At 62.0% G+C, this 26,280-nt stretch carries 17 protein-coding genes; 6 read left to right on the top strand and 11 right to left on the bottom strand.

Annotated features, from left to right (window positions below):
* The first annotated feature begins 210 nt into the window (after positions 1 to 210).
* Both AC1RDQ_RS00205 and AC1RDQ_RS00200 read left to right on the top strand, forming a co-directional pair.
* Positions 211 to 1,368, top strand: a complete 1,158-nt coding sequence (locus AC1RDQ_RS00205) for an HD-GYP domain-containing protein (protein WP_492585825.1) — start codon at positions 211 to 213, stop codon at positions 1,366 to 1,368.
* Between the two features lie 51 nt (positions 1,369 to 1,419).
* Entirely contained in the window at positions 1,420 to 5,829 is a 4,410-nt protein-coding gene (locus tag AC1RDQ_RS00200; RefSeq protein ID WP_492585823.1) for a response regulator, read from the top strand.
* A 4-nt stretch (positions 5,830 to 5,833) separates the two neighbouring features.
* Here the strand turns inward: AC1RDQ_RS00200 and AC1RDQ_RS00195 are convergent, their stop codons facing one another.
* Together AC1RDQ_RS00195 and AC1RDQ_RS00190 are read right to left on the bottom strand one after the other, a co-directional pair.
* Entirely contained in the window at positions 5,834 to 6,469 is a 636-nt protein-coding gene (locus tag AC1RDQ_RS00195) for a response regulator transcription factor (RefSeq protein ID WP_102672425.1), read from the bottom strand.
* Positions 6,470 to 6,479: 10 nt separating this feature from the next.
* Positions 6,480 to 8,750, bottom strand: coding sequence for a PAS domain-containing sensor histidine kinase (locus AC1RDQ_RS00190; RefSeq protein ID WP_492585821.1), 2,271 nt, complete (start codon positions 8,748 to 8,750; stop codon positions 6,480 to 6,482).
* 230 nt (positions 8,751 to 8,980) lie between these two features.
* Between AC1RDQ_RS00190 and AC1RDQ_RS00185 the strand changes: the two genes are divergently transcribed.
* The 4 genes from AC1RDQ_RS00185 (at position 8,981) to AC1RDQ_RS00170 (ending at position 14,629) form a co-directional block, all read left to right on the top strand.
* Entirely contained in the window at positions 8,981 to 10,603 is a 1,623-nt protein-coding gene (locus AC1RDQ_RS00185; RefSeq protein ID WP_154908512.1) for an acyl-CoA synthetase, read from the top strand.
* A gap of 118 nt (positions 10,604 to 10,721) precedes the next feature.
* Positions 10,722 to 12,494: an acyl-CoA dehydrogenase C-terminal domain-containing protein gene (locus AC1RDQ_RS00180; RefSeq protein ID WP_492585819.1), complete on the top strand. Its 1,773-nt coding sequence runs from the start codon at positions 10,722 to 10,724 to the stop codon at positions 12,492 to 12,494.
* Positions 12,495 to 12,580: 86 nt separating this feature from the next.
* Positions 12,581 to 13,537 carry a LysR family transcriptional regulator gene (locus AC1RDQ_RS00175; RefSeq protein WP_090456048.1) on the top strand — a complete coding sequence of 319 codons (957 nt, stop codon included), beginning with the start codon at positions 12,581 to 12,583 and terminating at the stop codon, positions 13,535 to 13,537.
* Between the two features lie 54 nt (positions 13,538 to 13,591).
* Positions 13,592 to 14,629, top strand: a complete 1,038-nt coding sequence (locus tag AC1RDQ_RS00170; RefSeq protein ID WP_492585817.1) for an AraC family transcriptional regulator — start codon at positions 13,592 to 13,594, stop codon at positions 14,627 to 14,629.
* 67 nt (positions 14,630 to 14,696) lie between these two features.
* On the opposite strand, the gene AC1RDQ_RS00165 is transcribed toward AC1RDQ_RS00170, so the two are convergent.
* The 9 genes from AC1RDQ_RS00165 to AC1RDQ_RS00125 all read right to left on the bottom strand — a co-directional run bounded on the left by AC1RDQ_RS00165 (position 14,697) and on the right by AC1RDQ_RS00125 (position 26,017).
* A complete protein-coding gene (locus tag AC1RDQ_RS00165) occupies positions 14,697 to 15,620 on the bottom strand; it encodes a transporter (RefSeq protein WP_492585815.1) in 924 nt (307 codons plus the stop codon).
* A 107-nt stretch (positions 15,621 to 15,727) separates the two neighbouring features.
* A complete protein-coding gene (gene acmB, locus AC1RDQ_RS00160) occupies positions 15,728 to 16,912 on the bottom strand; it encodes a methyl acetate hydrolase AcmB (protein ID WP_492585813.1) in 1,185 nt (394 codons plus the stop codon).
* A 178-nt stretch (positions 16,913 to 17,090) separates the two neighbouring features.
* The gene (locus AC1RDQ_RS00155; protein ID WP_492585811.1) at positions 17,091 to 17,771 is read right to left on the bottom strand and encodes a TetR/AcrR family transcriptional regulator; all 681 of its coding nucleotides are present in this window, start codon (positions 17,769 to 17,771) and stop codon (positions 17,091 to 17,093) included.
* Positions 17,768 to 19,396, bottom strand: a complete 1,629-nt coding sequence (locus tag AC1RDQ_RS00150) for a methyl-accepting chemotaxis protein (RefSeq protein ID WP_492585809.1) — start codon at positions 19,394 to 19,396, stop codon at positions 17,768 to 17,770. Before AC1RDQ_RS00150 ends, AC1RDQ_RS00155 begins: the two co-directional genes overlap by 4 nt.
* Positions 19,397 to 19,462: 66 nt before the next feature.
* A complete protein-coding gene (locus tag AC1RDQ_RS00145; protein WP_492585807.1) occupies positions 19,463 to 20,614 on the bottom strand; it encodes an acyl-CoA dehydrogenase family protein in 1,152 nt (383 codons plus the stop codon).
* Between the two features lie 18 nt (positions 20,615 to 20,632).
* On the bottom strand, positions 20,633 to 21,721 hold the full coding sequence (locus tag AC1RDQ_RS00140) for an enoyl-CoA hydratase/isomerase family protein (protein WP_492585805.1): 1,089 nt from the start codon (positions 21,719 to 21,721) through the stop codon (positions 20,633 to 20,635).
* 2 nt (positions 21,722 to 21,723) lie between these two features.
* Positions 21,724 to 22,614, bottom strand: coding sequence for a 3-hydroxyisobutyrate dehydrogenase (mmsB, locus tag AC1RDQ_RS00135; protein WP_090456035.1), 891 nt, complete (start codon positions 22,612 to 22,614; stop codon positions 21,724 to 21,726).
* 89 nt (positions 22,615 to 22,703) lie between these two features.
* Complete coding sequence (locus AC1RDQ_RS00130) at positions 22,704 to 24,212, bottom strand: CoA-acylating methylmalonate-semialdehyde dehydrogenase (RefSeq protein WP_102672727.1); 1,509 nt, start codon at positions 24,210 to 24,212, stop codon at positions 22,704 to 22,706.
* Between the two features lie 101 nt (positions 24,213 to 24,313).
* Complete coding sequence (locus AC1RDQ_RS00125; RefSeq protein WP_492585803.1) at positions 24,314 to 26,017, bottom strand: AMP-binding protein; 1,704 nt, start codon at positions 26,015 to 26,017, stop codon at positions 24,314 to 24,316.
* Positions 26,018 to 26,280 lie beyond the last annotated feature (263 nt).

Raw genomic sequence — 26,280 nt, 5'->3', positions numbered from 1 at the left:
AAAATCCCTGGCGTCATAGTCAATCAAGGTCAGCGTTGGGTAATACCTCAAACAGACTATTGACCCACACTATGAGGGCAACGGCTGACGCTTCTGGTTCGGGCTCGGCGCCGGGCAGGTCCGCAGAACAGCAGCTAAGCTCTCTTGCGCTGGGGCGGCGCTGGAAGTGTTGCCTCGGGATGTCCATTTCCGGCAAGGGAGCCATCCGCCATGAGTGCCGAACAGAGTCATTACAGTCCGCCGACCCTGCTGGTGGTCGATGACACGCCCGACAACCTGATGCTGATGACGGATCTGCTCAAGGATCGCTACCGGGTCAAGGCTGCCAATAGCGGTGAAAAGGCGTTGCGCATACTACAGGGCGACGCACTCCCTGACCTGATCCTGCTGGACGTGATGATGCCCGGGCTGTCCGGCCATGAAGTGGCGCAGCAGCTCAAGCGCGACCCGCGTACCCGTGACATTCCCATCATCTTTCTGACGGCCATGGCCGACACCGAAGACGAGATCCATGGCCTGGAACTGGGGGCTGTCGACTACATCACCAAACCAATCAGAGCGGCGCTGGTCCTGGCGCGGGTGGATACCCAGCTCAAGCTCAAGGCGGCTGCAGACTTCCTGCGCGATCACAACGACTATCTGGAGAAGGAAGTGGCGCGTCGGACCCGCGAGGTGATTGCGATCCAGGATGTGGCCATCCAGGCCATGGCTTCACTGGCCGAGACTCGCGATAACGAAACGGGCAACCATATCCGGCGGACCCAGCATTACATCAAGGTGCTGGCCGAGCATCTGCGTGCTCATCCGCGCTTCAGTCACTTTCTCACCGAGGACACCATCGAATTATTGTTCAAGTCGGCACCGCTGCACGACATCGGCAAGATCGGCATCCCCGACCATATTCTCCTCAAGCCGGGACGCTATACCGAGGAAGAATTCGAGATCATGAAGACTCATACAACGCTGGGACGTGACGCCATCCAGCATGCCGAGGATCAGCTTGGCATTCGCGCCGAGTTCCTCAGCCTGGCCAAGGAGATTGCCTACAGTCACCAGGAAAAATGGGACGGAAGTGGGTATCCGCAAGGGCTGGCGGGTGACGACATCCCCGTCAGCGCCCGGTTGATGGCAGTGGCGGACGTCTATGACGCATTGATCAGTCGTCGGGTCTATAAAGCGGGGATGCCCCACGCGCAGGCCGTCGAGATTATTCGTCAGGGGCGAGGCACGCACTTCGACCCCGATATCTGCGATGCCTTCCTCGATTGCCTCGAACAGTTCCAGACCATTGCCGAGCGCTTCGCCGATACCGACCAGGATATGGCCGGCAAGCGGGCTGCCCTGGAGCGTATCGGCCAGACTCCGTGAACCCGCGATTGCCCCTTCGTCAGTGTTTTCATCAGGTCCACGAGGATAGTCATGGCCGGATTGCGTACCCTGCTTGAGCGCCTCGCGCTGCTTCACAAACTGATCCTGGGGTTCTCGGCGCTGCTGCTGTTGGTGCTGGTGCTCGGTGTGCAAAGCCTGCGCACCCAGCAATCGCTGAAGCAGGACATGCAGAACCTCTATCTGCAGGAACTGGTCGGCATGGAGCACTTGCAGGAAGCCCGTGTGCAATTGCCCCATATGATGCAAGCACTGCAGCGTGCGGTGGGCACCGACAGCGCGCAGATTCGCGTCGAATCCCTGCAGCAACTGCATGATATCCGCGAAGGCCTGCAGCAGGCCGTGGCCCGCGCCAAAGTGACCTTAAGGCGCGCGGACAATCTGGCGCGCCTCGCCGAGCTCGACCTGCTGCTGCAACAGTTGCAGCGTCATAGCGACCAGGCCTTTCTATCGATCGACCAGGGCCAGCAGAACAAGGCGTTGGTACTGCTCAATAGCAGTGAATTCCAGCAACTTGCCCGGCAGGCCGACGGCCTTTTGTACGCGATCGTCCAGATCAAGGAAGCCTCGATTCGCGACACGGCCAAGGACATTGCCGAGTTTGCCGAACACAGCACCAGGTTGACCTACGTACTGTTGTTCGGTGGTTTGTCGCTGGCGTTGCTGTTGTCCTGGGTCGTCAGCCAGTCGATCCGCAATCCACTGAACCGGGTGCGGGTGGCGGTAGACCAATTGGCCGCGGGGCAGCTCGATCAACCGATTCCCCACACTGACCTTAACAACGAAACCGGCGATCTGGCGCGGGCCATCGCCAAACTGCAGACCGAATCCCAACAACTTGAGCGTCAGCGCTGGATCAAGGCCCATACCGCCCAATTGCAGGTCGATCTGCAGCAGGCAGAAACCCCGGCCGAACTGGCGCACGTGTTCCTGCAATGCATGGCCAGCCTGCACGGAATCTGCCAGGGGGTGCTGTACAGCGCGCAGGAGGATTCCGGCACGCTGCTGTTGATGGGTCGTTATGCCACCGATTCCGAGCGGCCACCCGAGGCGCAAGTCATGTTCGGCGATGGCCTGTTGGGGCAGTGCGCGGTGGATCGCGTGCCGCGTCAGTTTCAGGCGATGCCGGAGCAATACTGGCGTTTGCGCTCGCCCCTTGGCGAGGTCCCGGCCCGTTGCCTGCTGCTGCAACCCATTGTCCGTGGCGAGCGGTTGCTGGGGGTGCTCGAACTGGCCGGGCTGGAGCCCCTGGGCGAGCGTGAACTGCTGCTGTTGCAGGAAGCCACCCCACGTTTGGCCGCAGCCATGGCGATTCTGGAGCGCAATCAGGCGGTCAAGACCCTGTTGGCGGAAACCCGTCGCCAGGCCAATGAAATGGCGGAACAGGCGCTGCAACTGGAGCAGCAGGCGCAGGCACTGGAAACCCAGCAATCGGCGTTGCGTGCCACCGAGGCCTGGTATCGCGGGATTATCGAAGCGGCGCCGGACGGCATGCTGGTGGTCGATGCCCAAGGACAGATCCTGCGCACCAATCGCCAACTGGATCAGCTGTTCGGCTATAGCGCCGGTGAGCTGCTCGGCAAGTCCATCGATCGTTTGGTGCCGTTGGCCAGCAGAGGGCGCCACGAGGCGCTGCGCAAGGGCTTTATGGCCCACGGCGCCACTCGCCAGATGGGGGCCAACCTGGACGACCTGCAAGGCGTGCGCAAAGACGGAAGTCTGTTCTCGGCAGAGATCAGCCTGTCGCATCTGCCGAGCCTGGAAGGGGACGGCGTATGCGTGTGCGCGTCGGTGCGCGACGTGAGTGAACGGCGTCATCTGCAGGCGGCACTCAAGACCAGCGAGGCACAGTTGCGCGCAGTCCTCGACAGCAGCCCGGTGGCCATGGTGATCAGGGACGTCGATGGCCGTCCGACCTACTGCAATCCGCAGTTCGACAGTCTGTTCGGGACTCGTCTGGCTGAACTCGAAGGTGCGGATCCGGCGCAGTTCTGGGTCGACCCGCAGGCACACCAGCGCTTTCTCGAAGCGGCAGCGCAAGGTGCAGTGCTGAACTTCGAGACCACCCTGCAGCGCGCTGGAGGCGAGCGCTTCGACGTACTGGTTTCGGCCGTCACGATGACGCTGGGGGAGCGGGGCATGGGGGCCAACTGGTACTTTGACATCACCGACCGCAAGACCGCCGAGGCCGAGGTGCAGCGCGCACGGGAGGCCGCAGAAGAGGCGACCCGGGCCAAGAGCAACTTCCTGGCCACCATGAGCCACGAGATCCGCACACCGATGAACGCCATCATCGGCATGAGCTACCTGGCATTGCGAACCGAGCTCGACCACCGCCAGCGCAACTACATCGAAAAGGTCCACCGCTCGGCGGAATACCTGTTGGTGATCATCAACGACATCCTCGACTTCTCCAGGATCGAGGCCGGCAAGATGCACCTGGAGCACATTCCCTTCCACCTCGAGGCCGTGCTCGACGGCTTTGCCAGCATGATCGGCCTCAAAGCCGAGGACAAAGGCCTGGAATTGCTGTTCAGCACCGATGCCGAGCTGCCGACCGCCTTGATCGGCGACCCGTTGCGCCTTGGCCAGGTGCTGATCAACCTGGGCAACAATGCGACGAAGTTCACCGAGCAGGGCGAGATCGTGCTCGGTGTAGAGCACCGGGGCGCGGCAGGAGAGCAGGCGCAGCTGCATTTCTGGGTGCACGACACCGGGATCGGCATGAACGCCGAGCAATGCTCGCGCCTGTTTCAGCCCTTCAGCCAGGCCGATAGCACCACCACCCGCAAATACGGTGGCACCGGGTTGGGCCTGGCCATCTCTCGGCATCTGGTGGAATTGATGGGCGGGCGCATTTGGGTAGAGAGCGAGCCGGGCCTTGGTTCCACTTTCCATTTCGAGGTGAGCCTGGGGGTGCAGCGCGACAGCCATTTACGGCGCATGGTGACCGCCGACGAATTGCTGGGCAACCGTGTGTTGGTGGTCGATGACAACGCCAGCGCGCGCGAGATCCTGTCCAGCATGGCGCGCAGTTTTGGCGTGGAGGTGGACGTCGCGCAAAGCGGCCGGGCCGCACTGGCCATGCTGGTGGACGCCGAAGCGAAGGTGCTGCCCTATGATCTGGTGCTGATGGATTGGCGCATGCCTGGCATGGACGGCGTGGAAACGGTGCGGCAGATGCAGGCCGCCAAACTGGCGCAAACGCCGTCGGTGATCATGGTCACGGCGTTCGGTCGCGAGGAAGCCCGCGAAGAGGCCAGTCGGTACGGCATTCATTTGCCGGTGGTGCTGACCAAGCCAGTGACGCCGTCCACTTTGCTTGAGGCGCTGGGCACGGTGCTCGGCAAGATCCCCCGGGCCGATACCCGGGCCAGCTCGCGACTCGGCCAGAGTGCCAGCGCCATGGCCAGCCTGCGTGGTGCGCGACTGCTGTTGGTCGAAGACAATGAGCTGAACCGCGAGCTGGCCTGTGAACTGCTGGAGAGCGCCGGGATCGAGCTGTGCCTGGCCGTTCACGGCGCAGAAGCGCTTGACCAACTGGAGCGTGACGCAGACTTCGATGGTGTGTTGATGGACTGCCAGATGCCGGTGATGGACGGTTATACCGCGACCCGCAAGATACGTGAGCAGCCACGCTGGGCGAATCTGCCGGTGATCGCCATGACTGCCGACGCCATGGCGGGGGACCGCGAGCGGGCGTTGGCCTGCGGCATGAACGACCACATCTCCAAACCCTTGAACGTCGACGACATGTTCGCCACGTTGGCCAAGTGGATACATCCGCGAGCTGACCGTGGCGCGATGTCGGCCGACGTTTCGCCGGTCACCACGGAGTCAGCGGCGAGCCTGCCAGCCAGCCTTCCCGGCATTGATTTGAAAGCGGGCCTGGGCACCTGCATGGGCAAGGTCGAGCTCTATCTGCGACTGCTGCGCAAGTTTCGCTCCAGCCACCAGGCTTTTTGCGCCGAGTTCCTGGCTGCCCGAGGCCAGGGCGATCGTTCGACGACGGTCAGGCTGGCCCATACCCTGCGCGGAACGGCGGGCAACATTGGTGCCGTTGAAGTGGCGAATGCAGCCGCCGCACTGGAGCAGGCGTGTCTGAACGATGGGACGAGCGATGGGGTGGAGCAGGACCTGGCTGACCGGCTGGTGGAGGTCGAGCGTTGCCTGACAACGGTGCAGGAAGGCTTATCGGTGCTCGGCGAGCCGACATCATGCGCAGACTCATCAAGCGTGCCACCGGGCAGCGAATGGCACGCGCAATTGGCCCACGTCCGGTCTCTGCTGGCCGAGAGCGACACCCAGGCGCTGACGGCCTTGCTCAAACTGCAGGGGCTGGCTTCAGACCCGCGGATGACCGAGCAATTGCTTCGGGTTGTGCGGCAAGCGGAGTGCTTCGATTTTGATCAGGCGCTGGAGCTGCTTGAAAACCTGTCCTGAGGAATCAACGCAACTTCAGCGGATCGACCATCTGCGCCGCGATGGCCATGCCCACCAGGTCCGGCAGCGTGTTGGCCTGCATGCGTTTCATGACGCGCGCGCGATACAGATCAACGGTTTTTGCACTTACGCCCAGTTGCTCCGCGATTTCGCGGGTGGTGTAACCCTGCACCAGTGGCAACAGGATATCGCGCTCGCGCGGGGTCAGGGTCAACAAGCGCGCCTGCAAGGCTTCGTGGCCCTGGTTGCCCGAACGGTTGGCGGCACAGTTGCTGAGCGCCTGTTGCACGCTGTCCAGCAACAGCTGTTCGTTGTAGGGCTTCTCGATAAAGTCATGGGCACCGGCCTTGAACGCGCGCACCACGATCGGCACATCCGCATGCCCGCTGACGAAGATGATGGGCAGGTTCAGTTGGCGCACACGCATTTCTTCCTGCACGTTCAACCCGCCCATACCGGGCATGCGAACGTCCAGCAGCACACAAGCATCGAGGCTTGCATCGCAGGCATCGAGGAACGCGACGCCACTGGTAAACGGCAAGGCCTTGAGCCCGACCGACTCCAGTAACCAGACCGTCGATTCGAGCATGCCCTGGTCATCATCGACCACGTACACAACGTGCTCCGTTACACCTGCCATTACCTGATTCCTATTGTTGTTTTGTTGGGCCGGCAAGCGGCAAGCGGCAACACATCAGCAGCCCGACAGGCTGGCGCCGGGCATTCAATTCGCCACCGAAACCTTCGATGATGCTGCGGCTCATGGACAGACCGAGCCCCAGGCCATCGGCCTTGCTGGTGTAAAACGGGGTAAATATCTGTTCCAGTTCCGGCTCGCTGACGCCCGGCCCCTGGTCTCGCACACTGATTTCCACGCAGGCGCCACTGCCATGCTCCACGGCCATCACGATCACAGAGGGTTGCCCGGGATGTTGCTCACGGTTGGCATCGATGGCATTGCGCAATAAATTGAGCAGCACCTGTTCCAGCAACACGCGGTCGGCATAAACGGGTGGCAGATTATCCGGCAGTCGATCCTCGATTGTCACTTGGCAATTACTCGCCTCCCAGGCACACAAACGCACGGCTTCGCGGGCGACGTCGGTCAAGTTCAGCGCCTGCATGCGACGCTGTCCCTTGCGCAAAAAGGAGCGTAACCGTCGGATCACTTCGGAGGCGTGGGTGGCGTGATGGGTAATGCGTTCCAGGCCCTGGGTCACTCTGGCAGCGGCCTGGGGATTGGAATCCAGCGTTTGCAGGTAGCGCTGGCTTGCATTCGCATAGTTGACCACGGCAGCCAGCGGCTGGTTGATTTCGTGGGCGATCCCCGAGGCCAGTTCACCGAGAGTGACCAGCCGTGCGGTGTGTGCCAGTTCGTCCTGATGACGGCGCTGTTGCACTTCCCGCAGCTCGCGCTCGGTCATGTCGCGCGCGACCAATGAGTAATAACGCTCACCGCCGGCGGAACGGTGAGCCAGCAGTACCAGCGACACCGGCACCGATGTGCCCCCGCCCGGTGGTTGCAAACGCGCATCGGTACTCCAGACACCGTCGCGCTCGGCGCGCCTCCAGCCATCGCGTTGCAGGCGCGCAAGGTCGCCGCTTGCGAACAACGCGGCCAGGGCCGGCATGGGTTGTTGCTCATCAATCCCGAGGATGCGTCGCGCGGCTGGATTGAGGTAAGTGACCTGGCCCTCGGGAGCGATGAACAACACCGGGTCAATGTTGGCCTCGACCACTTCGGCCAGGCGTCGCTTGTTCTCCTCGGCCTGCACCCGGGCCGTGATGTCCCGGGATATGCTGACGATTTCGACCACCGCCCCGGTGTAGGTTTCGCGGATCGCCCGGCTGGCGGTTTCGAACCACAGGTAATGGCCGTCGCGATGGCGAATGCGATAGGTCATGGTGTGATAGCCATCCTGCTCCAGTGCATCGCGCGCGCGCTGCACCAGAGCGGCCAGGTCCTGGCTATGAAACAGGCCCTGGGCCATTTGCCCGCGCAACTCTTCGGGCCAGTAACCGAGCAGGGTCCAGGACGCCGGTGATGCATCGATAACGCGACCTTCGGGGGTGTGACGGGATATCAGGTCAGTCGTGTTTTCGATGATCAGCCGGTACAGCCGTCGTGCGGTGGCCGCTTCACGCTCCGCCAGCACTTGCGCCGTGGCGTCGCGGCAACGGGCGAGCACTCGGTTGTCCTGGGGATCGGGAATGAACGTCCAGATCAGGATCTGCGTTTCAAACTGAGCCTCGACACCTTCGACGGCGCGTTGCTGGTCCAGGCAGGCACGCACCAGCACCCGATGATTGACCGGTAAAAATCCCAACACATCGGTCAGTGACTTCTCGGCGAGCAGCGCCATCAGTGCCGCGTTGAACTCCAGCGGTCGACCTTGCGCATCGAGCAACAGGCTCGGTTGCGGATCGTGCCCCAACAGTGGCGAACCACGCAGCAGGCCGTTGACGCTGCTCAGCAGCGTCGTCAGCAAATCCTGCACCCAGCCCAGCCAATCGAGGCTCACGCCCTCGCGCACTTCCACCAGCAACAAGCCCGGCTGCCCCGGCTGCAAGGCCAGATCAAATACCTGGCCATGGCTGATCGCGGCCCGGCGCAACCGGCCGGACAACCAGCAATCGAGTTGACGGACTTGAGCCAGGTCCAGGCGGCCTGCCTCGACCAGATGCTCGAAGAGCAACTGGTCGCTGGCCAGCGCCGGGTCGCCAAGTCCCGGCGGTAAATGCTGGGCGGCGCCCTCATGGCTGTAGATCCGCGCATTGGGCTGCCAGCTCAGGTAAACCGCCCGCTGCACCTCAGGGCAATCCTGCAGCGCCCGACACAGCGCATCGGCCCGGGCGGCCAGAGACACACCCTCGCGCTGCAGGCGCAACCAACTGTGCAATCGAACGGGCGTCAGGGTCATTGCGGGTCCACTTTCTCAGGGAAACCAAGCATATACCAGCCTTGGAGCGTTGGCGGCATTGATTCGGACTTAACAGAAATCGATATAGTACTAATACTATACTACGTAGGTTCTACTTCCATATCAATGACGCAGTGTTATATAAAGTCATCCGGACTTTGAAGGTGACTGCGGCGACTGCGCTGCAAGGTCAACCATAGAGCTAACAATCAGCCATCGAGTACCCGCACATGTCTATCTATGACCAAGGCCTAGGCCCTTCGGCTGTCAACCACATTGCCTTGTCTCCGCTGAGTTTCATCGAGCGCACCGCCAGCACTTATCCCGATCACCTCGCCGTCATCCACGGTTCGATTCGTCGCACCTGGGCGCAGACCTACACCCGTTGCCGACGCCTGGCCTCGGCGCTGGCCGGTCGCGGTATCGGCAAGGACGACACGGTGGCGGTGATGCTGCCCAACATTCCCGAGATGCTTGAAGTGCATTTCGGTGTGCCGATGATCGGCGCCGTGCTCAACCCGCTCAACGTGCGCCTCGATGCCGAGGCGATCGCATTCATGCTGCAGCATGGCGAAGCCAAGGTGTTGATTACCGACCGCGAGTTCCATGATGTGATCCAGGCAGCGCTTGGCATGCTGGATCACCCGCCTTTGGTGATCGACGTCAATGACCCGGAATACGGTGAAGGTCAGGCCGCGAGCGACCTTGACTACGAAGCGCTGTTGGCCGAAGGCGACCCGGCATTCGACTGGCAATGGCCGGGCGACGAGTGGCAGGCCATTTCGCTGAATTACACTTCAGGCACCACCGGCAACCCCAAGGGCGTGGTCTACCACCATCGCGGCGCTTACCTGAGCGCATTGGGCAACCAGATGACCTGGGCCATAGGCAACCATCCGGTGTACCTCTGGACCCTGCCGATGTTCCATTGCAATGGCTGGTGCTATCCATGGACCATCACCGCCCTGGCGGGTGTGCACGTTTTCCTGCGCCGGGTCGATCCACAGAAAATCCTCACGCTGATCCGCGAGCATCAGGTCACTCACCTGTGCGGTGCGCCGATCGTGCTCAATGCACTGGTGAACATGCCCGAATCAGCGAAAGCGGCCATCGATCACCCGGTCAATGCCTTGGTCGCGGGCGCTGCGCCACCGGCCAAAGTCATCGGTGCTGTCGAAGAGATGGGCATCAAGGTCACCCATGTGTTTGGCCTGACCGAAACCTATGGCCCGGTGACGGTCTGCGCCTGGCACGCCGAATGGGATGAGTTTTCCCTGGAGGAGAGGGCGCAGATCAAGTCGCGACAGGGCGTGCGCTACCCGACGCTGGAAGGCTTGATGGTCGGCGATAGCACAACGCTGGAGCCAACCCCGCGTGACGGCCAGACTATCGGTGAGATCTTCATACGCGGTAACACCGTCATGAAGGGCTACCTGAAGAACCCGAGCGCCACTGCCGAAGCGTTCGAAGGCGGCTGGTTCCACACCGGTGACCTGGCCGTCTGGCATCCTGACGGTTACGTCGAAATCAAGGACCGGCTCAAGGACATCATCATCTCGGGCGGCGAGAACATTTCCACCATCGAACTTGAAGGGGTGCTCTATCGCCACCCGGGTGTGATGGAGGCAGCCGTGGTCGCCCGTCCCGATGAGAAATGGGGCGAAACGCCCTGCGCGTTCGTCACCTTGAAGGCTGATCACCAGGACGTTCGCGAGGCTGACATCATCAGTTTCTGTCGTGAGCATCTGGCCGGATTCAAAGTACCGCGCACGGTGATCTTCACGCTCTTGCCAAAGACTTCCACAGGCAAGATCCAGAAGTATGTGTTGCGCGAGCGGGCCAAGGCGCTCTGACCCGATCTGACATTGCATCCATCTGGCAGCAGGTGTTTGACCTGCTGCTGCGGGTTCGTGCAGGCCGAATTCGGCTGTGCCCTGCCCATGACACAACCGTGCCAACGAGGTTTACGTTATGCCCGAATTCAAAGTCCCGCTGCGCGACATGCGCTTTGTGCTGCACGAAGTGTTCGATGCTCCGGCCATGTGGGCGCGCCTGCCGGCCTTGACCGACAGCATCGACACCGATACGGCAGACGCCATTCTCGAGGAGGCGGCCAAAGTCACCTCGCACCTGATTGCGCCCCTCAATCGCAGTGGCGACGAAGAAGGCGCGCAGTGGCATGAGGGCCGGGTCACCACCCCCATCGGTTTCAAACAGGCTTACGCAACCTACATCGAAGGCGGTTGGGTGGGACTGTCCGGCAACCCCGGGTTTGGTGGCATGGGCATGCCGAAAATGCTGGCCGTGCAGTTCGAAGAGATGCTCTACGGCGCCAACTCAAGTTTTGCGCTGTATTCCGCATTGAGTTCCGGTGCCTGCCTGGCGCTGGACGCCCACGCCAGCGACGCCCTGAAAAACCTCTATCTGCCGCCGATGTATGAAGGCCGCTGGGCCGGCTCCATGTGCCTCACCGAGGCCCATGCCGGTACCGACCTGGGGCTGATCCGCACCCGCGCCGAACCTGAGACTGACGGCAGCTACAGGATCACCGGCAGCAAGATTTTCATCACCGGGGGCGATCAGGACCTGACTGAAAACATCGTTCATCTGGTACTGGCCAAACTGCCGGACGCGCCTGCTGGCCCGAAGGGCATTTCGCTGTTTGTCGTACCTAAAGTCCTGGTCCATGCCGACGGTTCCCTCGGCGCGGCCAACGCCGTGAGTTGCGGTTCGATCGAACACAAGATGGGCATCAAGGCCTCGGCCACCTGCGTGATGAACTTCGACGGCGCCAGTGGCTGGCTGGTCGGTGAAGAGAACAAAGGCTTGGCGGCGATGTTCACCATGATGAATTACGAACGCCTGTCGATTGGCATTCAGGGCATCGGCTGCGCCGAGGCGTCCTACCAGAGCGCCGTCACCTATGCTCGCGAACGGGTTCAAGGTCGGGCTCCCACCGGTGCCTTGGCCCCGGACAAACCGGCCGACCCGATCATCGCTCACCCGGATGTGCGGCGTATGCTGCTGGGTATGAAAGCCATGACCGAAGGCGGTCGCGCATTCGCCTGCTATGTCGGGCAACAACTGGATCTGTCGAAGTTTTCCGACGATGCCAGCGAGCGCGATTGCGCGCAGATCCTGGTTGCGCTGCTGACGCCAGTGGCCAAGGCGTTTTTTACCGACACCGGCCTGGAAAGCTGCATCAACGGCCAGCAGGTTTTCGGCGGCCATGGCTACATCCGCGAATGGGGTCAGGAACAATTGGTCCGTGATGTGCGTATTGCACAGATCTACGAAGGCACCAATGGCATCCAGGCATTGGACCTGCTCGGACGCAAAGTGCTGGCCAACGATGGCGTCGCGCTACGCCTGTTCGCTCGGGAAGTCCGCCACTTCGCGCTGCACCACGAAAGCGCGTATGGCAGCGAACTGCTGAAGGCCCTGGAGCGCCTGGAGGGCCTCAGCAACTGGCTGCTGGAGCGGGCCAAAGCCAACGCCAACGAAGTCGGCGCAGCCTCCGTGGAGTACCTGCACCTGTTCGGCTATGTCGCCTACGCCTACATGTGGTCGCGCATGGCCGCCGTGGCCCGGTCCAGGCTTGACCGGGACCCGCCGTTCTACGCTGCCAAACTGGCCACCGCCGAGTTCTACTTCGCCCGCCTGCTGCCACGGACGCTGAGCCTGGAAGCCAGCATCCGTGCCGGCAGTGCGCCACTGTACGGCCTTGCTGACGAACAGTTCTGACGATTGAGCGTTGCGCGGCGCCTTGCCACTCCCCGGGCCCGCGCTTTTTATTCACTGGCCCTCTCAAAGTACGGCAGGAAAGCCTGATGAATATGCAAACAAGTACAACGCAAGGTCACTTGAACTGGGACGACATGCGCTTCTTTCTCGAGGTCGCTCGTGCCCGCACCGCAAGCGGTGCAGCCCGCCGCCTGGGGGTGGACTACACCACGGTAGCGCGACGCATCCGCGCCCTGGAGCAGAGCCTGGGCGCCATGTTGTTCGAGAAATCGCGAACCGCAGGCTTCGTGCTGACCGTGGAGGGGCAGCGCCTGGTCTGCCACGCCGAAACCCTGGAAAGTACGCTGCTGGTAGCCTGCGAACAGGTTTTCGGCACCACCGGAGGGCTTGCCGGGCACCTGCGCATCGGCTGTACCGAAGCCTTCGGGTCCTGTTTCATCGCAGCGCAGATGAGCCACTTCCTCGAGCACTACCCGAATATCTCGGCGGATATTTTGCCGGTCCCGCACTTCGTCAACCTGTCACGGCGCGAGGCGGACATCGCCATCACCCTGGAACGGCCCGAGCGCGGTCCGTACGTGTGCTCGCGGCTGTGCGATTACCGCTTGCGTGTGTATGCGACGCCGGAGTACCTGGCCAGTCATCCGCCGATTGGCTGTCGCGAGGATCTGGCCGGTCACCCGTTCGTGACCTACGTCGATGATCTGGCCTTCAGCTTCAAGCTGCTCTACCTGAACGACCTGATGCTCGGCGCGCGCAGCCGCCTGCGCAGCACCAGCGTAGTCGCCCAGTACCATGCGGCACTGGAAGGGCGCGCGCTGGCGATCCTGCCTTGCTTCCTCGCCGGCCCCGATCCCCGTCTGTGCGAAGTGCTGCCGGATCAGGTGGAGGTCACGCGACAGTTCTGGATGTACTACTGTGAGGACCTGCGCAACCTCAAGAGGATTACCCTGGTGGCCGACTACCTGCGCACCTGCGCGAAGCTCAATCGTCCGCTGCTGATGGGCGAGTCACACCAGATGGTCTACCCGCCGTTGCTCTGAGTTGCAGGTCTGGCCATCGATTGGACCCTAAAAAAATAAAAATCAGGTGTCTCTATGCTTCTTGAACATGCGTTGTTAACCGATGCCAGCGGCAAGCCGATTCACCAGCATCACAAAAGTTTTTCAACCGAGTGGGATGAAATCAGCGACTGGTCGGATCGCATGTATATGCCCTACCGTGTGGCACCCAAAGGGCAGGCCATCAAGCCGCACGCCACCATGCATTCGTCCAGGATTGGCGAGTTGACGCTGACTCGTTTTGCCTATGGCGTGCCGGTGAGCGTCGATGAATTTTCGCCCGAAGCCGGGAATGCGCTACTGCTTACCACTATTCGCGGCAATGCCCGGCACTGGACCCGGCGTTCCGTCACTGAGGATACGGCAATGGGTGAATCATTCGTTGCCGATTGCAGTCGTGTCGATTACCGGATCGACCTCGACCCTGATCACCTGCAACTGAATCTGACCATTCCTCATGCCGTATTGGAGCGGATGGCGCAGCAGTGGTTTGGGTTCGTGCCCGATGATCAGTTCTGGAGACACAAGTGCGTCATCGGCGGAGTCGGGTCGAGCTGGCTGAGTTTGCTGGAGTACACGGTTCGTTGTATTGCCGAAGCTCCCGCACACATGGCTGAAGGGCGAATGGGTACTCACCTGGAGCAAAGTCTTTGCGTTCATATGCTGCAAGAATGGGCTGGCCGCGCCGGGCAGGCAGGGCTTGATTTGAATAGTCCACTGAACCGGATTGCACCCCGTTATGTCAGGGCTGCCGAAGAGTTCATGAGTGCCAATGCTGCGAGCCTGCCGACGATGGGTGAGATTGCCAGTGCGGTAGGGACCAGTGTGCGGACATTGAGTGGTGCCTTCGCGCGTTTTCGCGGCATGACGCCCGGTGCGTTCCTGCGTGAGCAGCGATTGCAGGGGGCGCACCGCGATCTGCTGGCGGCGGACCCGCAATCGGGAACCACCGTTTCGGCCATCGCCTTTCGCTGGGGTTATCTGAACCTGGGTGAATTTGCGGGGATCTATCGCAAGCGTTTCAGTGAATTACCCTCCCAGACCTTGCAGCGCCGGCTGCGCCGGCTGCGCTAGCGATTCGAGGCGGTACGAGGGCATCGAGAGCGGTGTCCATCCCGCTCTCGGTGCCATTCACTGTGGGTCAGAACACCCACAACAGCCTTAGGTTAACCCGCTGGTTTTCCTTGAAGCCGTTGTCGACCGAGACGTCCTGGCCGTAGTTGAGCAGGGCCTGGAAGGAGGGGGTTATCCAGTATGACGAGCCGACACGGTATTTACTGGTGTCGGGTTCATCGTTCTGATCCTGACCGTCAATGCGCGTCTCACCGCCCCAGAGTCGAGACGCACCGACATGCACCGAAAGTTTTGGTGTCACGGCGTACCTCAGGTAGGTCTGGGTTTGCCACTGCGGCTTCTGGCGCAACGTCAGGTCTTGACTCGTGAGGTCGTCATTTTTGCCAAAGAAGGTCACATCCGCGGTGAGGTCCAGGGAAAGTTTTTCAGTGAGACCGGTCACATAGCCTGTCTGCAATGTCATCTTCCAACGGTTTTCGCCAAGGTTGAGTGCATCGTTGCGGTCATAGTTTCCGATCGGCACGTACAGGTAGGGTGCAATACCCCAGTAACGATTTTTCGCCGGGTCATTCACGAGCCATAGAGTGGACGCCAGAATCAGATCGCCCATGCCACTGGTTTGTCCCAGCGAGTCGTTATCGCGTGTTCCTTCCAGGCGGCCGAAGGGCAACAGGAACTGTGTATTGATCGTGTAGTCGCCCAACTGCTGGTAATGCGCGGCGCGCAGTATGCCGATATCCGAGTCGAGCCCCGCTTTGATCGCAACCTTGTGACCATCACTGTAAAGCGAGCGCCGCTGCGCATGCTGCAGGTAAAGCAAACCGATATTGCTGCCGGCTGGAAGCGCAGCGGTGTATTCGCCGGCGTCCACATCGATGGCCTGGGCATTGCCCGCCAGAATCGCCAGCACGAGGCCGGCACCGATCGTTGAAGTGTCAAGTGCGCGCACCAGGGGCCGAACGCGCGCAGGGGTACGTGTGGAGATCTCCATGAATCACCTGTTTTGTTTTTGTTGGTTTTTGGAGAGGAATTTTTTTCGTGCAGCATCGCCTGGAGCCCCGGGGGCTCTCATGCGATCTGCATCGAATCAGTGCCGGGTCAGCGGGTCAGATAGCGGTAGGCCGCCGTTTCGAAATCCAGATAGGCATTGACCGAAACGGAATCGGCGAACGGCAATATCTGGGTGGCCCAAAAACCGCCGATGCCGTTCTTGCGGTCGATCCAATAGAAAAGATTGGCCAATCCGGCCCACGCCAAAGAACCCGCAGGGCGACCGGTGGGGGCGTCTTGATCGTTGATCATGAAACTCATCGCCCACGACTTGGGCATGCCCGGGAAGAACTCTGCGGTATTGGTGAGACTGGGGATAACGCCGGGAAGGGCTTTTACTTTCAGGTTTTCGAGACCATTTTTTTCAGCGAAACGAATCGTTTCCGGTTTGAGAATCCGTCCGTGATCCCCCTGCCCATCGTTAAGCCAGGCACGGATAAACTGACAGTAATCCTTCACGGTCGAATACAGGCCATGGCCTCCCATGTGCACTTCGGGAGCCTGTGGCAGGATGAAATCCTCGAGTGCGCAAAGCGATCCATCCTCTGCGCGTTGGTGCATGCTGGCTCGCCGCTGGAGCATCGACGGGGTCATGGTAAAGGCGGTATCGGTCATGCCCAGCGGCTCGAAAATACGCTGCTGCATGACTTCACCCAGACGCTTGCCGGTAATGGACTCGACCACCAGGCCGGCCCAATCCATGTTGGAGCCGTATTCCCACTGTTCACCCGGCTCAAACAGCAAGGGTGTTTGAAGCGCCGCCAACGACCCGCTGATGATGCTGGGTTGTCCTTGTTCCTGGGCTAGTCGGTTGTAGTTTTCGTTGAAGAACTCATAACCCAGACCTGCCGTATGAAGCAGAAGCATTCGAGTGGTGATGTGTTTTCTGGGGGCGCGAAGGCGAGGCGTTCCGTCGCTATCAAACCCCTCGAGCACCTTCAGTTCGCCGATCATCGGCACATAGTTCCTGGCAGGCGCATCGAGATCCAGTCGGCCCTCTTCGAACAACTGCAGCACCGCCGTGGCGGTTATCGCTTTGGTCGTGGAAAACATGGCGAAAACGCTGTCGGTCGTCATGGCAGGGGCTTGACCGAGCGTCCGTTGACCTGATGCACCCTCATAGACCAGACCGTCACGCCCGACTATTGCCGCGACTACGCCTGGGACGCGCTGCGATCCAGCCGTGGCAGCATCGAGCAAGTGGTTGAGTGATGATGTAAAACCTGGATTCATTATTTTTATTCTCCTTACACCCGACCCATAGCCCGCTGGGCTGGAGCTTATGGTGGGGTGTGCAGTGGCAGGACTGATTGACCCGACGTGAAGCGATGAACATCGGGGCCAGTGGAGAGTAAGAAAATAAAATCCGAGGGTTTGTCGGCTGCCGGCAGAGGGTGTCGGAATCAGGTACTTATTTAAGTGCCAGGGAGGAGGGCGATGCGTGAACGACTGCCGTCTCAGTTGCCCGCAATGCACCCTGCAGGGTACTCATCACCATTTCATGCAGCAGCTTGCGGCGTGCTCCAATGCCGGCCTTGGGCTGCCCAACCCAGGCCGGTAGTTGATTGAGCAAGGACACGATGCCGCTTACGGTCGCGCGCCGGGTGACGCTAGCCGGTTTACCGGTGAGTTGGTCTATGGTCTCCACCAGATGCTGCTCGTAGCGTCGGCGCAGGGTCAGAATCGAGGCTTGCTGTTCGCAGCTCAAACAATGGAGGTCGTACTCAGCCAGGCGGAAATGCGCGGCCATACGCTCGTGGAGCCGCAGGTGCGCCTCAAGCAGGCCGTGCAGTCGTACAGTGGGGGCGGATTTGCGACGGGTCACCAGGCTGGCGCCGTCAAGCAACGCTTCGTAGAGCTCCTCGATCAACTCAAACAGCAGTTCCTCTTTGCTATCGATGTGGTTGTAGAGGGAGCCGGCGGTGATCCCCAGGCAAGTGGCCAGGTCGCGCATGCTGACTCGGCTGAAACCATGCCTGGCGAACAGTTCGACAGCCTTGTGCCGGGTTTCCAGGTAACGCGTGTTGCGTTCTTCGTCGACAGGCACGGCAAAAAGGGTTTTGGAGGGCTGCATGTGACTCATCGACCTCATACGCGAAACTGTCCCAATAGCCGATTGAGCTGACCCGCAAGTTGGCCCAGTTCCTGGCTCGCCTCGTTGGACCGGTCTGCTGCCTGGGCACTTTCGTGGGCCAGGGAGGCTGCGCGGGTCACGTTCTGGTTGATGTCCTCGACCACGTGTGACTGCTCCAGGGTGGCGCTGGCGATCGAGGCGTTCAGTTCAGTGACATTGCGCAGTGCGCCGAGTACCTGGTGCAGGCTTTCAGCCGTTTGGTGGGCCTGTTCCACGGTTTGTCGAGCGGCTTGGCTGCTGGCATTGATGACATCTACTGCAGCTTGCGAGTTGCCGTGCAGGCGCTCGATCATGTCCTGGATTTGCGCGGTGGACTGCTGGGTGCGCTGGGCCAGCAGGCGCACTTCGTCTGCTACCACAGCGAAGCCACGACCCTGTTCGCCAGCGCGCGCCGCCTCGATGGCGGCGTTCAGCGCGAGCAGATTGGTCTGCTCGGCGATGGCGCGGATCACTTCCAGCACGCTGCCGATCTGGGTGCTTTCCCGGGCCAGGCTCTGGATCACTTCGACGGCCTGGCCGATGGTATCGGACAACTGGTCGATCTGGAGCAGGCTGATGTCGATGTTGTGCTGGCCCCGACGTGCCTGTTCTTCGGCCTGGCGAACTTCGTTGGCAGCGTGCTCGGCGTTCTTCGCCACTTCCTGCACGGCGTAGGAGACCTCGTGGATGGCGGCGGCCACCAGTTCCATCTGCTGCGATTGCTGCTGGCTGTGGTTCTGGCTATCGGCGGCGATTTCGCCGAGCGACTTCGAAGCCTGGTCCAGGCTGTCAGCGGACTGTATGGACTGACCGATCACGCCACGCAGCTTGTTGGTGAACACGTTGAAATGGCCGCTCAAGTCTGTCAGTTCATCGCGCCAGCGGTTATCCAGATTGCGGGTCAGGTCGGCTTCGCCGCTGGCGATGTTCTCCATCGCATCGACCACCCGCGCCAGTGGCGAGGCGATACTGCGAGCAATCAGCAGGATCAGCGCACTGAGCAGCAGGGTGATCGTCAGCAATATGACGCAGGCCTGAATCAGCTGGCGGCGGAACTCTACTTGCACGTCGTCTATGTAGATGCCCGAGCCGACAATCCAGCCCCAGGGCTTGAACAATTCGACGTAGGAAACCTTTTCCACCGGCGTGTCGGAACCCGGTTTGGGCCAGCGGTAGTGCACCAGGCCGGCGCCATCGCGTTTGGCCGTGGCGACCATTTCGTCGAACAGCGCCTTGCCGTCGGGATCGAGTGTACCGGCCATGCGCTTGCCCTCGAGCCCGGCGTTGGGGTGCATGATCATTCGCGTGTCGAGGTCTTCGAGCCAGAAGTAATCCTCGCGGTCGTAGCGCAAGTCGCGCATGACCGCGATGGCCTGCTGCTGCGCCTGCTCACGACTGAGGCCCTGACCTTCCAGGCTTTGGAAGTGGCGCAGGATGCCGCTGGCGGTCTCGACCACGTGGCGGGTTTTCAGCGCCTTGGCGGTATAAAGGTCGTTATAGCTCTGCTTGAGCATCAGGCCGGCGAGTATCAGCAGCATCAGGATGGATGTCAGCAAAATCAGCCACAGACGGCGGCTAATGGAAATATTGCGCAAGCCGGGCATGGGCAGCTCCACAAGGGGCAAGACAGGGAAAAGCCGGACGCGGCAGTCGCGTCCGGCTGGAGGAGCTCAGAGCGCGTAGTGGCTCAGTTCGCGGGCGATCAGCAGGCGCTGGACTTCGCTGGTGCCTTCGTAGATCTGGGTGATGCGCGCGTCGCGGTAGTAGCGCTCTACCGGGTAGTCTTCCAGGTAACCGTAGCCGCCATGGATCTGCATGGCGCTGGAGCACACGCGCTCGGCCATTTCCGAGGCGAACAGCTTGGCCTGGGAGGCTTCGGAAAGGCACGGTTGCCCGGCGCTTTTCAGGCGCGCCGCATGCAGTACCAGCAGGCGGGTGGCGTTGAGCCGGGTGTGCATGTCGGCGAGCAGGTTGGACACGCTCTGGTGCTCGATGATCGGCTTGCCGAACTGGACGCGTTCGCGGGCATAGCCCAGGGCTGCCTCGAAGGCGGCGCGGGCGATACCCAAGGCCTGGGCGGCGATGCCGATGCGGCCGCCTTCCAGGTTGGACAGGGCAATGGCCAGCCCCTTGCCGCGTTCACCCAGCAGGTTGGCCTCGGGGATGGTGCAGTTGTTCAGAGTCACCGCGCAGGTATCGGAGGCCTTGATGCCCATCTTGTGTTCGCTGCGGTCGACCACGAAGCCGGGGTTGTCGGTCGGTACCAGGAAGGCCGACAGACCCTTCTTGCCCAGTTGCGCATCGGTCACGGCGAAGACGATGGCCAGCCTGGCGCGCTTGCCGTTGCTGACGAACTGTTTGGCGCCATTGAGTACCCATTGACCGTCGCGCAGTTCGGCACGAGTGCGCAGGTTGTGCGCCTCGGAGCCAGCCTGTGGCTCGGTCAGGCAGAAGCAGCCGATCGCTTGACCACTGACCAGCAGCGGCAGCCAACTGTCCTGCTGCGCGGGGGTGCCGTATTTCAGCAGGGGGCCGCAGCCTACCGAGTTGTGGATGCTCATCAGCGCGCCGAGGGCGCCGTCGCCGGCCGAGATTTCTTCCACGGCCAGGGCGTAGGCCACATAGTCGGTGTAGCTGCCGCCCCAGGTGTCCGGCACGACCATGCCCAGCAGGCCCAACTCGCCCATCTGCGCCACCACGGCGTTATCGATCCAGCCGGCCTTCTCCCAGGCCTGGGCATGCGGCGCGACTTCGCTGCGGGCGAAGTCCCGCGCCATGTCGCGGATCATGCGTTGTTCTTCGGTCAATTCGATATCGTGCATTGCAAAGTCTCCTGCCGATCAGGCGGTGCGTACGGGCTTGCCGCAGGCGCGTTGAAACTCGTTGAAGAAGGCCTGCACCCGGGCAGGTTCCAGCTCTGCCAGGGTTGGCGGGTTCCAGCGTGGGCGCTTGTCCTTGTCGATGATCAGGGCGCGTACACCCTCCATCAGGTCGCCCTTGTCGAACCACTGGTAGTCCAGGTGCAACTCCAGAGCGAAGCACTCGGCCAGGCTCAGGTAACGACCACGGCGCAACAACTCAAGCGTCGTGGCCATCGCCAGTGGCGAGCGGCTGTCGAGCAGTTTCACCGTCTGCTCGGCCCAGTCTTGCAGCTCGGGGCGTTGTTCACGCTGCAGCGCGGTACGAATGGCCGGGACATCGGGCAAGGCGAAATACTCGTCGATCGCCTGGCGACAGGCCTTGAGCTCGGACCCGGCAAGACGCTCTGTGGCCATGTCGGCAAGCAAGTCCTGCAAGTCTTCGTCGGGCGCAGCGGTCCAGTTCAGGTGGTCGAGACAGGCATCCAGCTCGGCCAGCCGTTCGCTGGGCAGGTAGTAGTCGGCAAGGTTCGCATAGAGGGCATCGGCGGCACGCACCTGGCAGCCGGTGATGCCCAGATAGGTTCCCAGTTCCCCCGGCAGGCGCGGCAGGAAATAGCTGCCACCGACATCGGGGAAAAAGCCGATGCCGACTTCCGGCATGCCCATCCGCGTGCGCTCGGTGATCACCCGAAGCGAGGCGGCCTGGGCCAGGCCCATGCCGCCGCCGAGGACGAAACCATCGAGCAGCGCCAGCACGGGCTTGGTGTAACCATGCAGGTATTCGTCGAGGGCATACTCTTCCTCGAGGAACAGCTCGTGCTGGTTGTCGCCGGCAATGTAGCTGTCGTACAGCATGCGAATGTCGCCGCCGGCGCAGAAGGCCTTTTCACCGGCGCCGCGAATGGTCACGGCGACGATCTGCGGGTCCTGTTCCCAAGCCCACAGGTGCCGACATAGCAGGCGCACCATGGGCAGGTCCAGGGTGTTCAACGCGCTTGGCCGATTCAGTGTCAGGTGGCCGACGCGGTTGCGTACGCTGGCCAGCACCGGGGCTTGCTGCTCGCTCATGCTCAGGCTTCTCCGCGGAACAGTTGGATGATGGCGGAGAAGTCCAGGCCGCCATTACCTTGCAGGCTGAAGGTCTGGTACAGCTGCTGGGCTACAGCACCGAGCGCGACCGGTTGACGCGCGTGCCTGGCCGCTTCGGTGGCCAGGCCCAGATCCTTGAGCATCAGGTCGCTGCCAAAGCCGCCGCTGTAGCCGCGTGAGGCCGGCGCGTTTTCCAGTACACCCGGGAACGGATTGTTGACCTCCGAGCTCCAGCAGCGACCGCTGGAGGTATTGATGATCCCGGCCAGCACCTTGGCTTCCATACCCAGGGCCACACCCAGGGCCATGGCTTCGGCGACGCCAACCATGGAGATGCCGAGCAGCATGTTGTTGGCGATCTTGGCCACTTGGCCGTTGCCGGCTGCGCCGCAGTGCACGATGTTCTTGCCCATGGCCGAGAGGATCGGCAGGGCCTGGTCGAACACACTGTCCGGGCCACCGACCATAAAGGTCAGGGTGCCTGCCGCCGCGCCGCCGGTGCCGCCGGATACCGGCGCGTCGAGCATCGGGTTGCCTTGGGCAAGGGCATATTTGGCCACTTCGCGGGTGCTCAGCGGGTCGATGGTCGAACTGTCGATAAGCAACACGCCTGGGCCGATATTGGCCAGCAGGCCGTCCTTGCCGCGATAGACCTGCTTCACGTGTTCGGCGGTCGGCAGCATGGTGATGATCACCTCGACCCTGGCCTTGGCCACGGCGGCGGGCGAGTCGGCGGCGCTGGCGCCGGCCTCCACCAGGGCGGCGACCGCCTGGGGGAAGGGATCAAAGACGGTCAGGCTGTGGCCAGCCTTGAGCAGGTTACGGGCCATTGGGCCACCCATGTTGCCGAGGCCGAGAAATCCGATATGCATGTTGGCTACCTTTTACGATAGGGGGCAGTGGCGCAGGAAATCCTGCGCGCGCTTGTCGTCGGCCGACGCAAGGCGCCGGCCGGCAAAGGTCATTTCAGGGTGATGGTGGTGTTCACCGCGCCGCTGGTGTCGTCCTCGTCGAACCAGCGCTGGGTGATCGTCTTGGTCTGGGTGTAGAAGGTCACCACTTGCTTGCCGTAGGGACCCAAGTCGCCCAGCTTGGAGGCGCGCGAACCGGAGAAGGAGAACAGCGGGACCGGTACCGGGATTGGCACGTTGATGCCGACCTGGCCGACGTCGATCTCTTCCTGGAAGTGACGCGCGGCAGCGCCGGAACGGGTGAACAGGGCAGTGCCGTTGCCGTTCGGGTTGGCGTTGATGATCTCGATTGCCTCATCCAGGTTGGCGGCGTGCATGACGCACAGTACCGGGCCGAAGATCTCTTCGCGGTACACGGACATTTGCGCCGTGACGCCGGAGAAAATGGTCGGGCCGACGAAGTTGCCGTCCTGGTAGCCCGGCACGCTCGGGTTGCGCCCATCCAGTTCAAGCTTTGCACCTTCTTCGATGCCACTGGCGATCAGGCCGTTGACGCGGTCCAGGGCGGCGCAGGAAATCACCGGGCCGATGTCGGTGCCCGGCTCGGTGCCACCGTTGATCTTGAGGGTCTTGGTTCGCTCAATCAGGTCCGGTAGCCAAGCCTGCGCTTCACCGACCAGGATCACCACGGGCAGAGCCATGCAGCGCTGGCCGGCGGCGCCGAAGGAGGCGCCCAGCAGGTTGTTCAGGGTCTGCTGCCGGTTGGCATCGGGCAGGACGATGGCATGGTTTTTCGCGCCCATCATGCATTGCGCGCGCTTGCCGTTCTGGGTGGCGCGGTTGTAAACGTGGGTGCCGACCTTGGTCGAGCCGACGAAGGACACGGCCTTGATATCCGGGTGGTCGCAGATCAGGTTCACCGCGTCGACGCCGCCGTGGATGACGTTGAGTACACCCTTGGGTACACCGGCTTCCAGCGCCAGTTCCACCAGGCGCATGGTCACCAGCGGGTCCTGCTCGGACGGCTTGAGGACGAAGGTGTTGCCGGTGGCAATGGCCATCGGGAACATCCAAAGCGGGATCATCGCCGGGAAGTTGAACGGGGTGATGCCGGCGCACACGCCCAGCGGTTGCAGCAGGGTGTAGGTGTCGACGCCGTTAGCCACGTTGTTGGCCAACTCGCCCATCTGCAGGTTGCCGATGCTGGCGGCGTGCTCGACCACTTCCAGGCCGCGGAACACGTCACCTTCGGCATCCGGCAGGGTCTTGCCTTGCTCGGCGGTGAGCAGGGCGGCCAGTTCCTTGATGTTCTCGCGGATCAGTTGCTGGTACTTGAGGAAGACACGGGAACGGGTACCGATCGGGGTCTTGCGCCAGGTCTTGAAGGCTTGCTTGGCGCTGGCGACGGCGGCGTTCATTTCCTCGGCGGTGGCGAAGGGGACGCGGGCCAGGACTTCCTGGGTGGCCGGGTTGACCACGTCACGCCACTGGGTTGTGCGCGATTCGACGAATTCGCCGTTGATGAGAAGCTTGACGCTTGGAATGCTGGAAGAGGTCATTTTCAGTTCTGCCTACTTTCTTTGGGTCGAGTTAAGCCACTCGGCCTGGATGGCCGAGCGGTCGGATTTGGATTCAGAAGGGCCGGCGTACCGGCCTGGGTTCAGCCCTTGAGTTGCGGGAAGTCTTCTTCGAAGTATTCCTGCGGGCCACGTGCGTCGCCCTGGCGGCGCTGCGTTTCCATTTGCCGCAGTTCCACCCGGCGGATCTTCCCGGAGATGGTCTTGGGCAGCTCGCTGACAAATTCGATGCGCCGTACCCGCTTGTAGGGCGCCAGGTGCTCGCGGGCGAACGCGAAGATGCTGCCGGCCAGTTCGAGGCTGCCCTGGGCTTCATGGGCCAGGATCAGATAGGCCTTGGGCACTGCCAGGCGCACCGGGTCGGGGCTTGGCACCACGGCCACTTCCATCACCGCCGGGTGCTCGATCAGCGCGCTTTCCAGTTCGAAGGGGCTGATGCGGTAGTCGGAAGCCTTGAACACGTCGTCGGCGCGGCCGACGAAGGTGATGTAGCCCTCTTCGTCGATCTGCGCGGTGTCGCCGGTGCGGTAGTAGCCGTCGCGCATCACTTCGGCGGTCTTTTCCGGGCTGTCCTCGTAGCACAGCATCAGGCCGAGCGGGCGCACATCCAGCGGCAGGGCCACTTCGCCTTCGTTACCCGGCACGCCATCAGGGTCGAGCATGGTCACCCGGTAGCCCGGCAGCGGACGGCCCATGGACCCCGGCTTGAGCCGCTGGCCAGGCGTGTTGCCGACCAGGGCGGTGGTTTCCGACTGGCCGAAACCGTCGCGCAGCAACAGGCCCCAGGCGTGCTGGATCTGCTCGATGATCTCCGGGTTGAGCGGCTCACCGGCGCCCACCAGTTCACGCAGGCGCAGGCGTGTCTTGTAGCTGGGCAGGTCTTCCTGGATCAGCATGCGCCACACGGTAGGCGGCGCGCACAGGCTGGTGACGCCGTAGCGTTCCAGCACGCGGAGCAGGGCTTGCGCGCTGAAGCGTGCGGTGTTGTGGATAAAGATGCAGGCACCGGCATTCCATGGTGCGAAGAGGCAACTCCAGGCGTGCTTGGCCCAGCCCGGGGACGAAATGTTCAGGTGCAGGTCGCCCGGCTGCAGACCGATCCAGTACATGGTCGAGAGGTGGCCGACCGGGTAACTCTGGTGACTGTGCAGCACCATCTTCGGCTTGGAGGTGGTGCCGGAGGTGAAGTACAGCAGCATCGGGTCGGTGGCGAGCGTTTGGCCCTCGACTTCGAACTGTTCGGAATATTCGCTGGCAGCGCTGTGCGGGGTCCAGCCTGCGGGGGCCGGGCCAACACAGATGCGGCTGCAGCCTTCACCCAGGCCGTCGAACTTGTCGACATGAGCGGCGCCGACCACCAGATGACGCACATGACCACGCTCGATGCGATCACGCAAGTCTTCAGGGGTCAGCAGGGCGGTGGCGGGGATGACCACGGCGCCGAGCTTGAAGGCAGCCAGCATGGTTTCCCACAGGGCGATGTCGTTACCGAGCATCAGCAGGATGCGCTCTCCGCGGCGCACGCCCAGGGCACGCAGGTGATTGGCCACCTGGTTGGAGCGCGCGGCCAGCTGCTGGAAGCTGTAGCGTTGTTCGCTGCCGTCCTCTTCGACGATCCACAGGGCATTGGCCTGGTTGCCCTCGGCCATGGCGTCAAAGTAATCCAGAGCCCAGTTGAACTCGGTCAACTGTGGCCAGCGGAAATCACGCACAGCTGTGGCGTAATCGGTGCGGTGTTCCAGCAGGAAGTCTCGGGCGGCGAGGAAAGGTTGGCAGTTGTTGTTCATTGGAGTCTCCCGAGACGCGCGCGGGTACCTGAACGTGGGGAGACGACGGCAAGCAAGAATGGCTTCACGGTGGGTGCCCTGTTTATTTTTATTGGGACTGACCTGGTTCATGACCAAGCGGTTGAATCGAGTATAGGCAGGCATAAATCAAATAAGAATGCTCAAAAAGTCCCGTGCGTTGTGCAAAAAAACACAGGTTGGCGGCATCCCCGATGCGCCAGAAATGCACAAGGCGGGTGCTGCCCGCACCGTCAAGCGATGTG

Source organism: Pseudomonas sp. GW823-FHT02E01, from assembly GCF_058797535.1.
This window is presented reverse-complemented; position numbering and strand designations above follow the sequence as displayed.

Bases quoted from the DNA above. Each gene is read 5' to 3' on its own strand.
- mmsB (WP_090456035.1), bottom strand. From the start codon at position 22,614: ATGCATATCGGATTTCTCGGCCTCGGCAACATGGGTGGCCCAATGGCC.
- AC1RDQ_RS00175 (WP_090456048.1), top strand. From the start codon at position 12,581: ATGAATATGCAAACAAGTACAACGCAAGGTCACTTGAACTGGGACGAC.
- AC1RDQ_RS00130 (WP_102672727.1), bottom strand. From the start codon at position 24,212: ATGACCTCTTCCAGCATTCCAAGCGTCAAGCTTCTCATCAACGGCGAA.
- AC1RDQ_RS00195 (WP_102672425.1), bottom strand. From the start codon at position 6,469: ATGGCAGGTGTAACGGAGCACGTTGTGTACGTGGTCGATGATGACCAG.
- AC1RDQ_RS00145 (WP_492585807.1), bottom strand. From the start codon at position 20,614: ATGCACGATATCGAATTGACCGAAGAACAACGCATGATCCGCGACATG.
- AC1RDQ_RS00155 (WP_492585811.1), bottom strand. From the start codon at position 17,771: ATGAGGTCGATGAGTCACATGCAGCCCTCCAAAACCCTTTTTGCCGTG.
- AC1RDQ_RS00205 (WP_492585825.1), top strand. From the start codon at position 211: ATGAGTGCCGAACAGAGTCATTACAGTCCGCCGACCCTGCTGGTGGTC.
- AC1RDQ_RS00165 (WP_492585815.1), bottom strand. From the start codon at position 15,620: ATGGAGATCTCCACACGTACCCCTGCGCGCGTTCGGCCCCTGGTGCGC.
- AC1RDQ_RS00185 (WP_154908512.1), top strand. From the start codon at position 8,981: ATGTCTATCTATGACCAAGGCCTAGGCCCTTCGGCTGTCAACCACATT.
- AC1RDQ_RS00140 (WP_492585805.1), bottom strand. From the start codon at position 21,721: ATGAGCGAGCAGCAAGCCCCGGTGCTGGCCAGCGTACGCAACCGCGTC.
- AC1RDQ_RS00200 (WP_492585823.1), top strand. From the start codon at position 1,420: ATGGCCGGATTGCGTACCCTGCTTGAGCGCCTCGCGCTGCTTCACAAA.
- AC1RDQ_RS00180 (WP_492585819.1), top strand. From the start codon at position 10,722: ATGCCCGAATTCAAAGTCCCGCTGCGCGACATGCGCTTTGTGCTGCAC.
- AC1RDQ_RS00125 (WP_492585803.1), bottom strand. From the start codon at position 26,017: ATGAACAACAACTGCCAACCTTTCCTCGCCGCCCGAGACTTCCTGCTG.
- AC1RDQ_RS00170 (WP_492585817.1), top strand. From the start codon at position 13,592: ATGCTTCTTGAACATGCGTTGTTAACCGATGCCAGCGGCAAGCCGATT.
- AC1RDQ_RS00150 (WP_492585809.1), bottom strand. From the start codon at position 19,396: ATGCCCGGCTTGCGCAATATTTCCATTAGCCGCCGTCTGTGGCTGATT.
- acmB (WP_492585813.1), bottom strand. From the start codon at position 16,912: ATGAATCCAGGTTTTACATCATCACTCAACCACTTGCTCGATGCTGCC.
- AC1RDQ_RS00190 (WP_492585821.1), bottom strand. From the start codon at position 8,750: ATGACCCTGACGCCCGTTCGATTGCACAGTTGGTTGCGCCTGCAGCGC.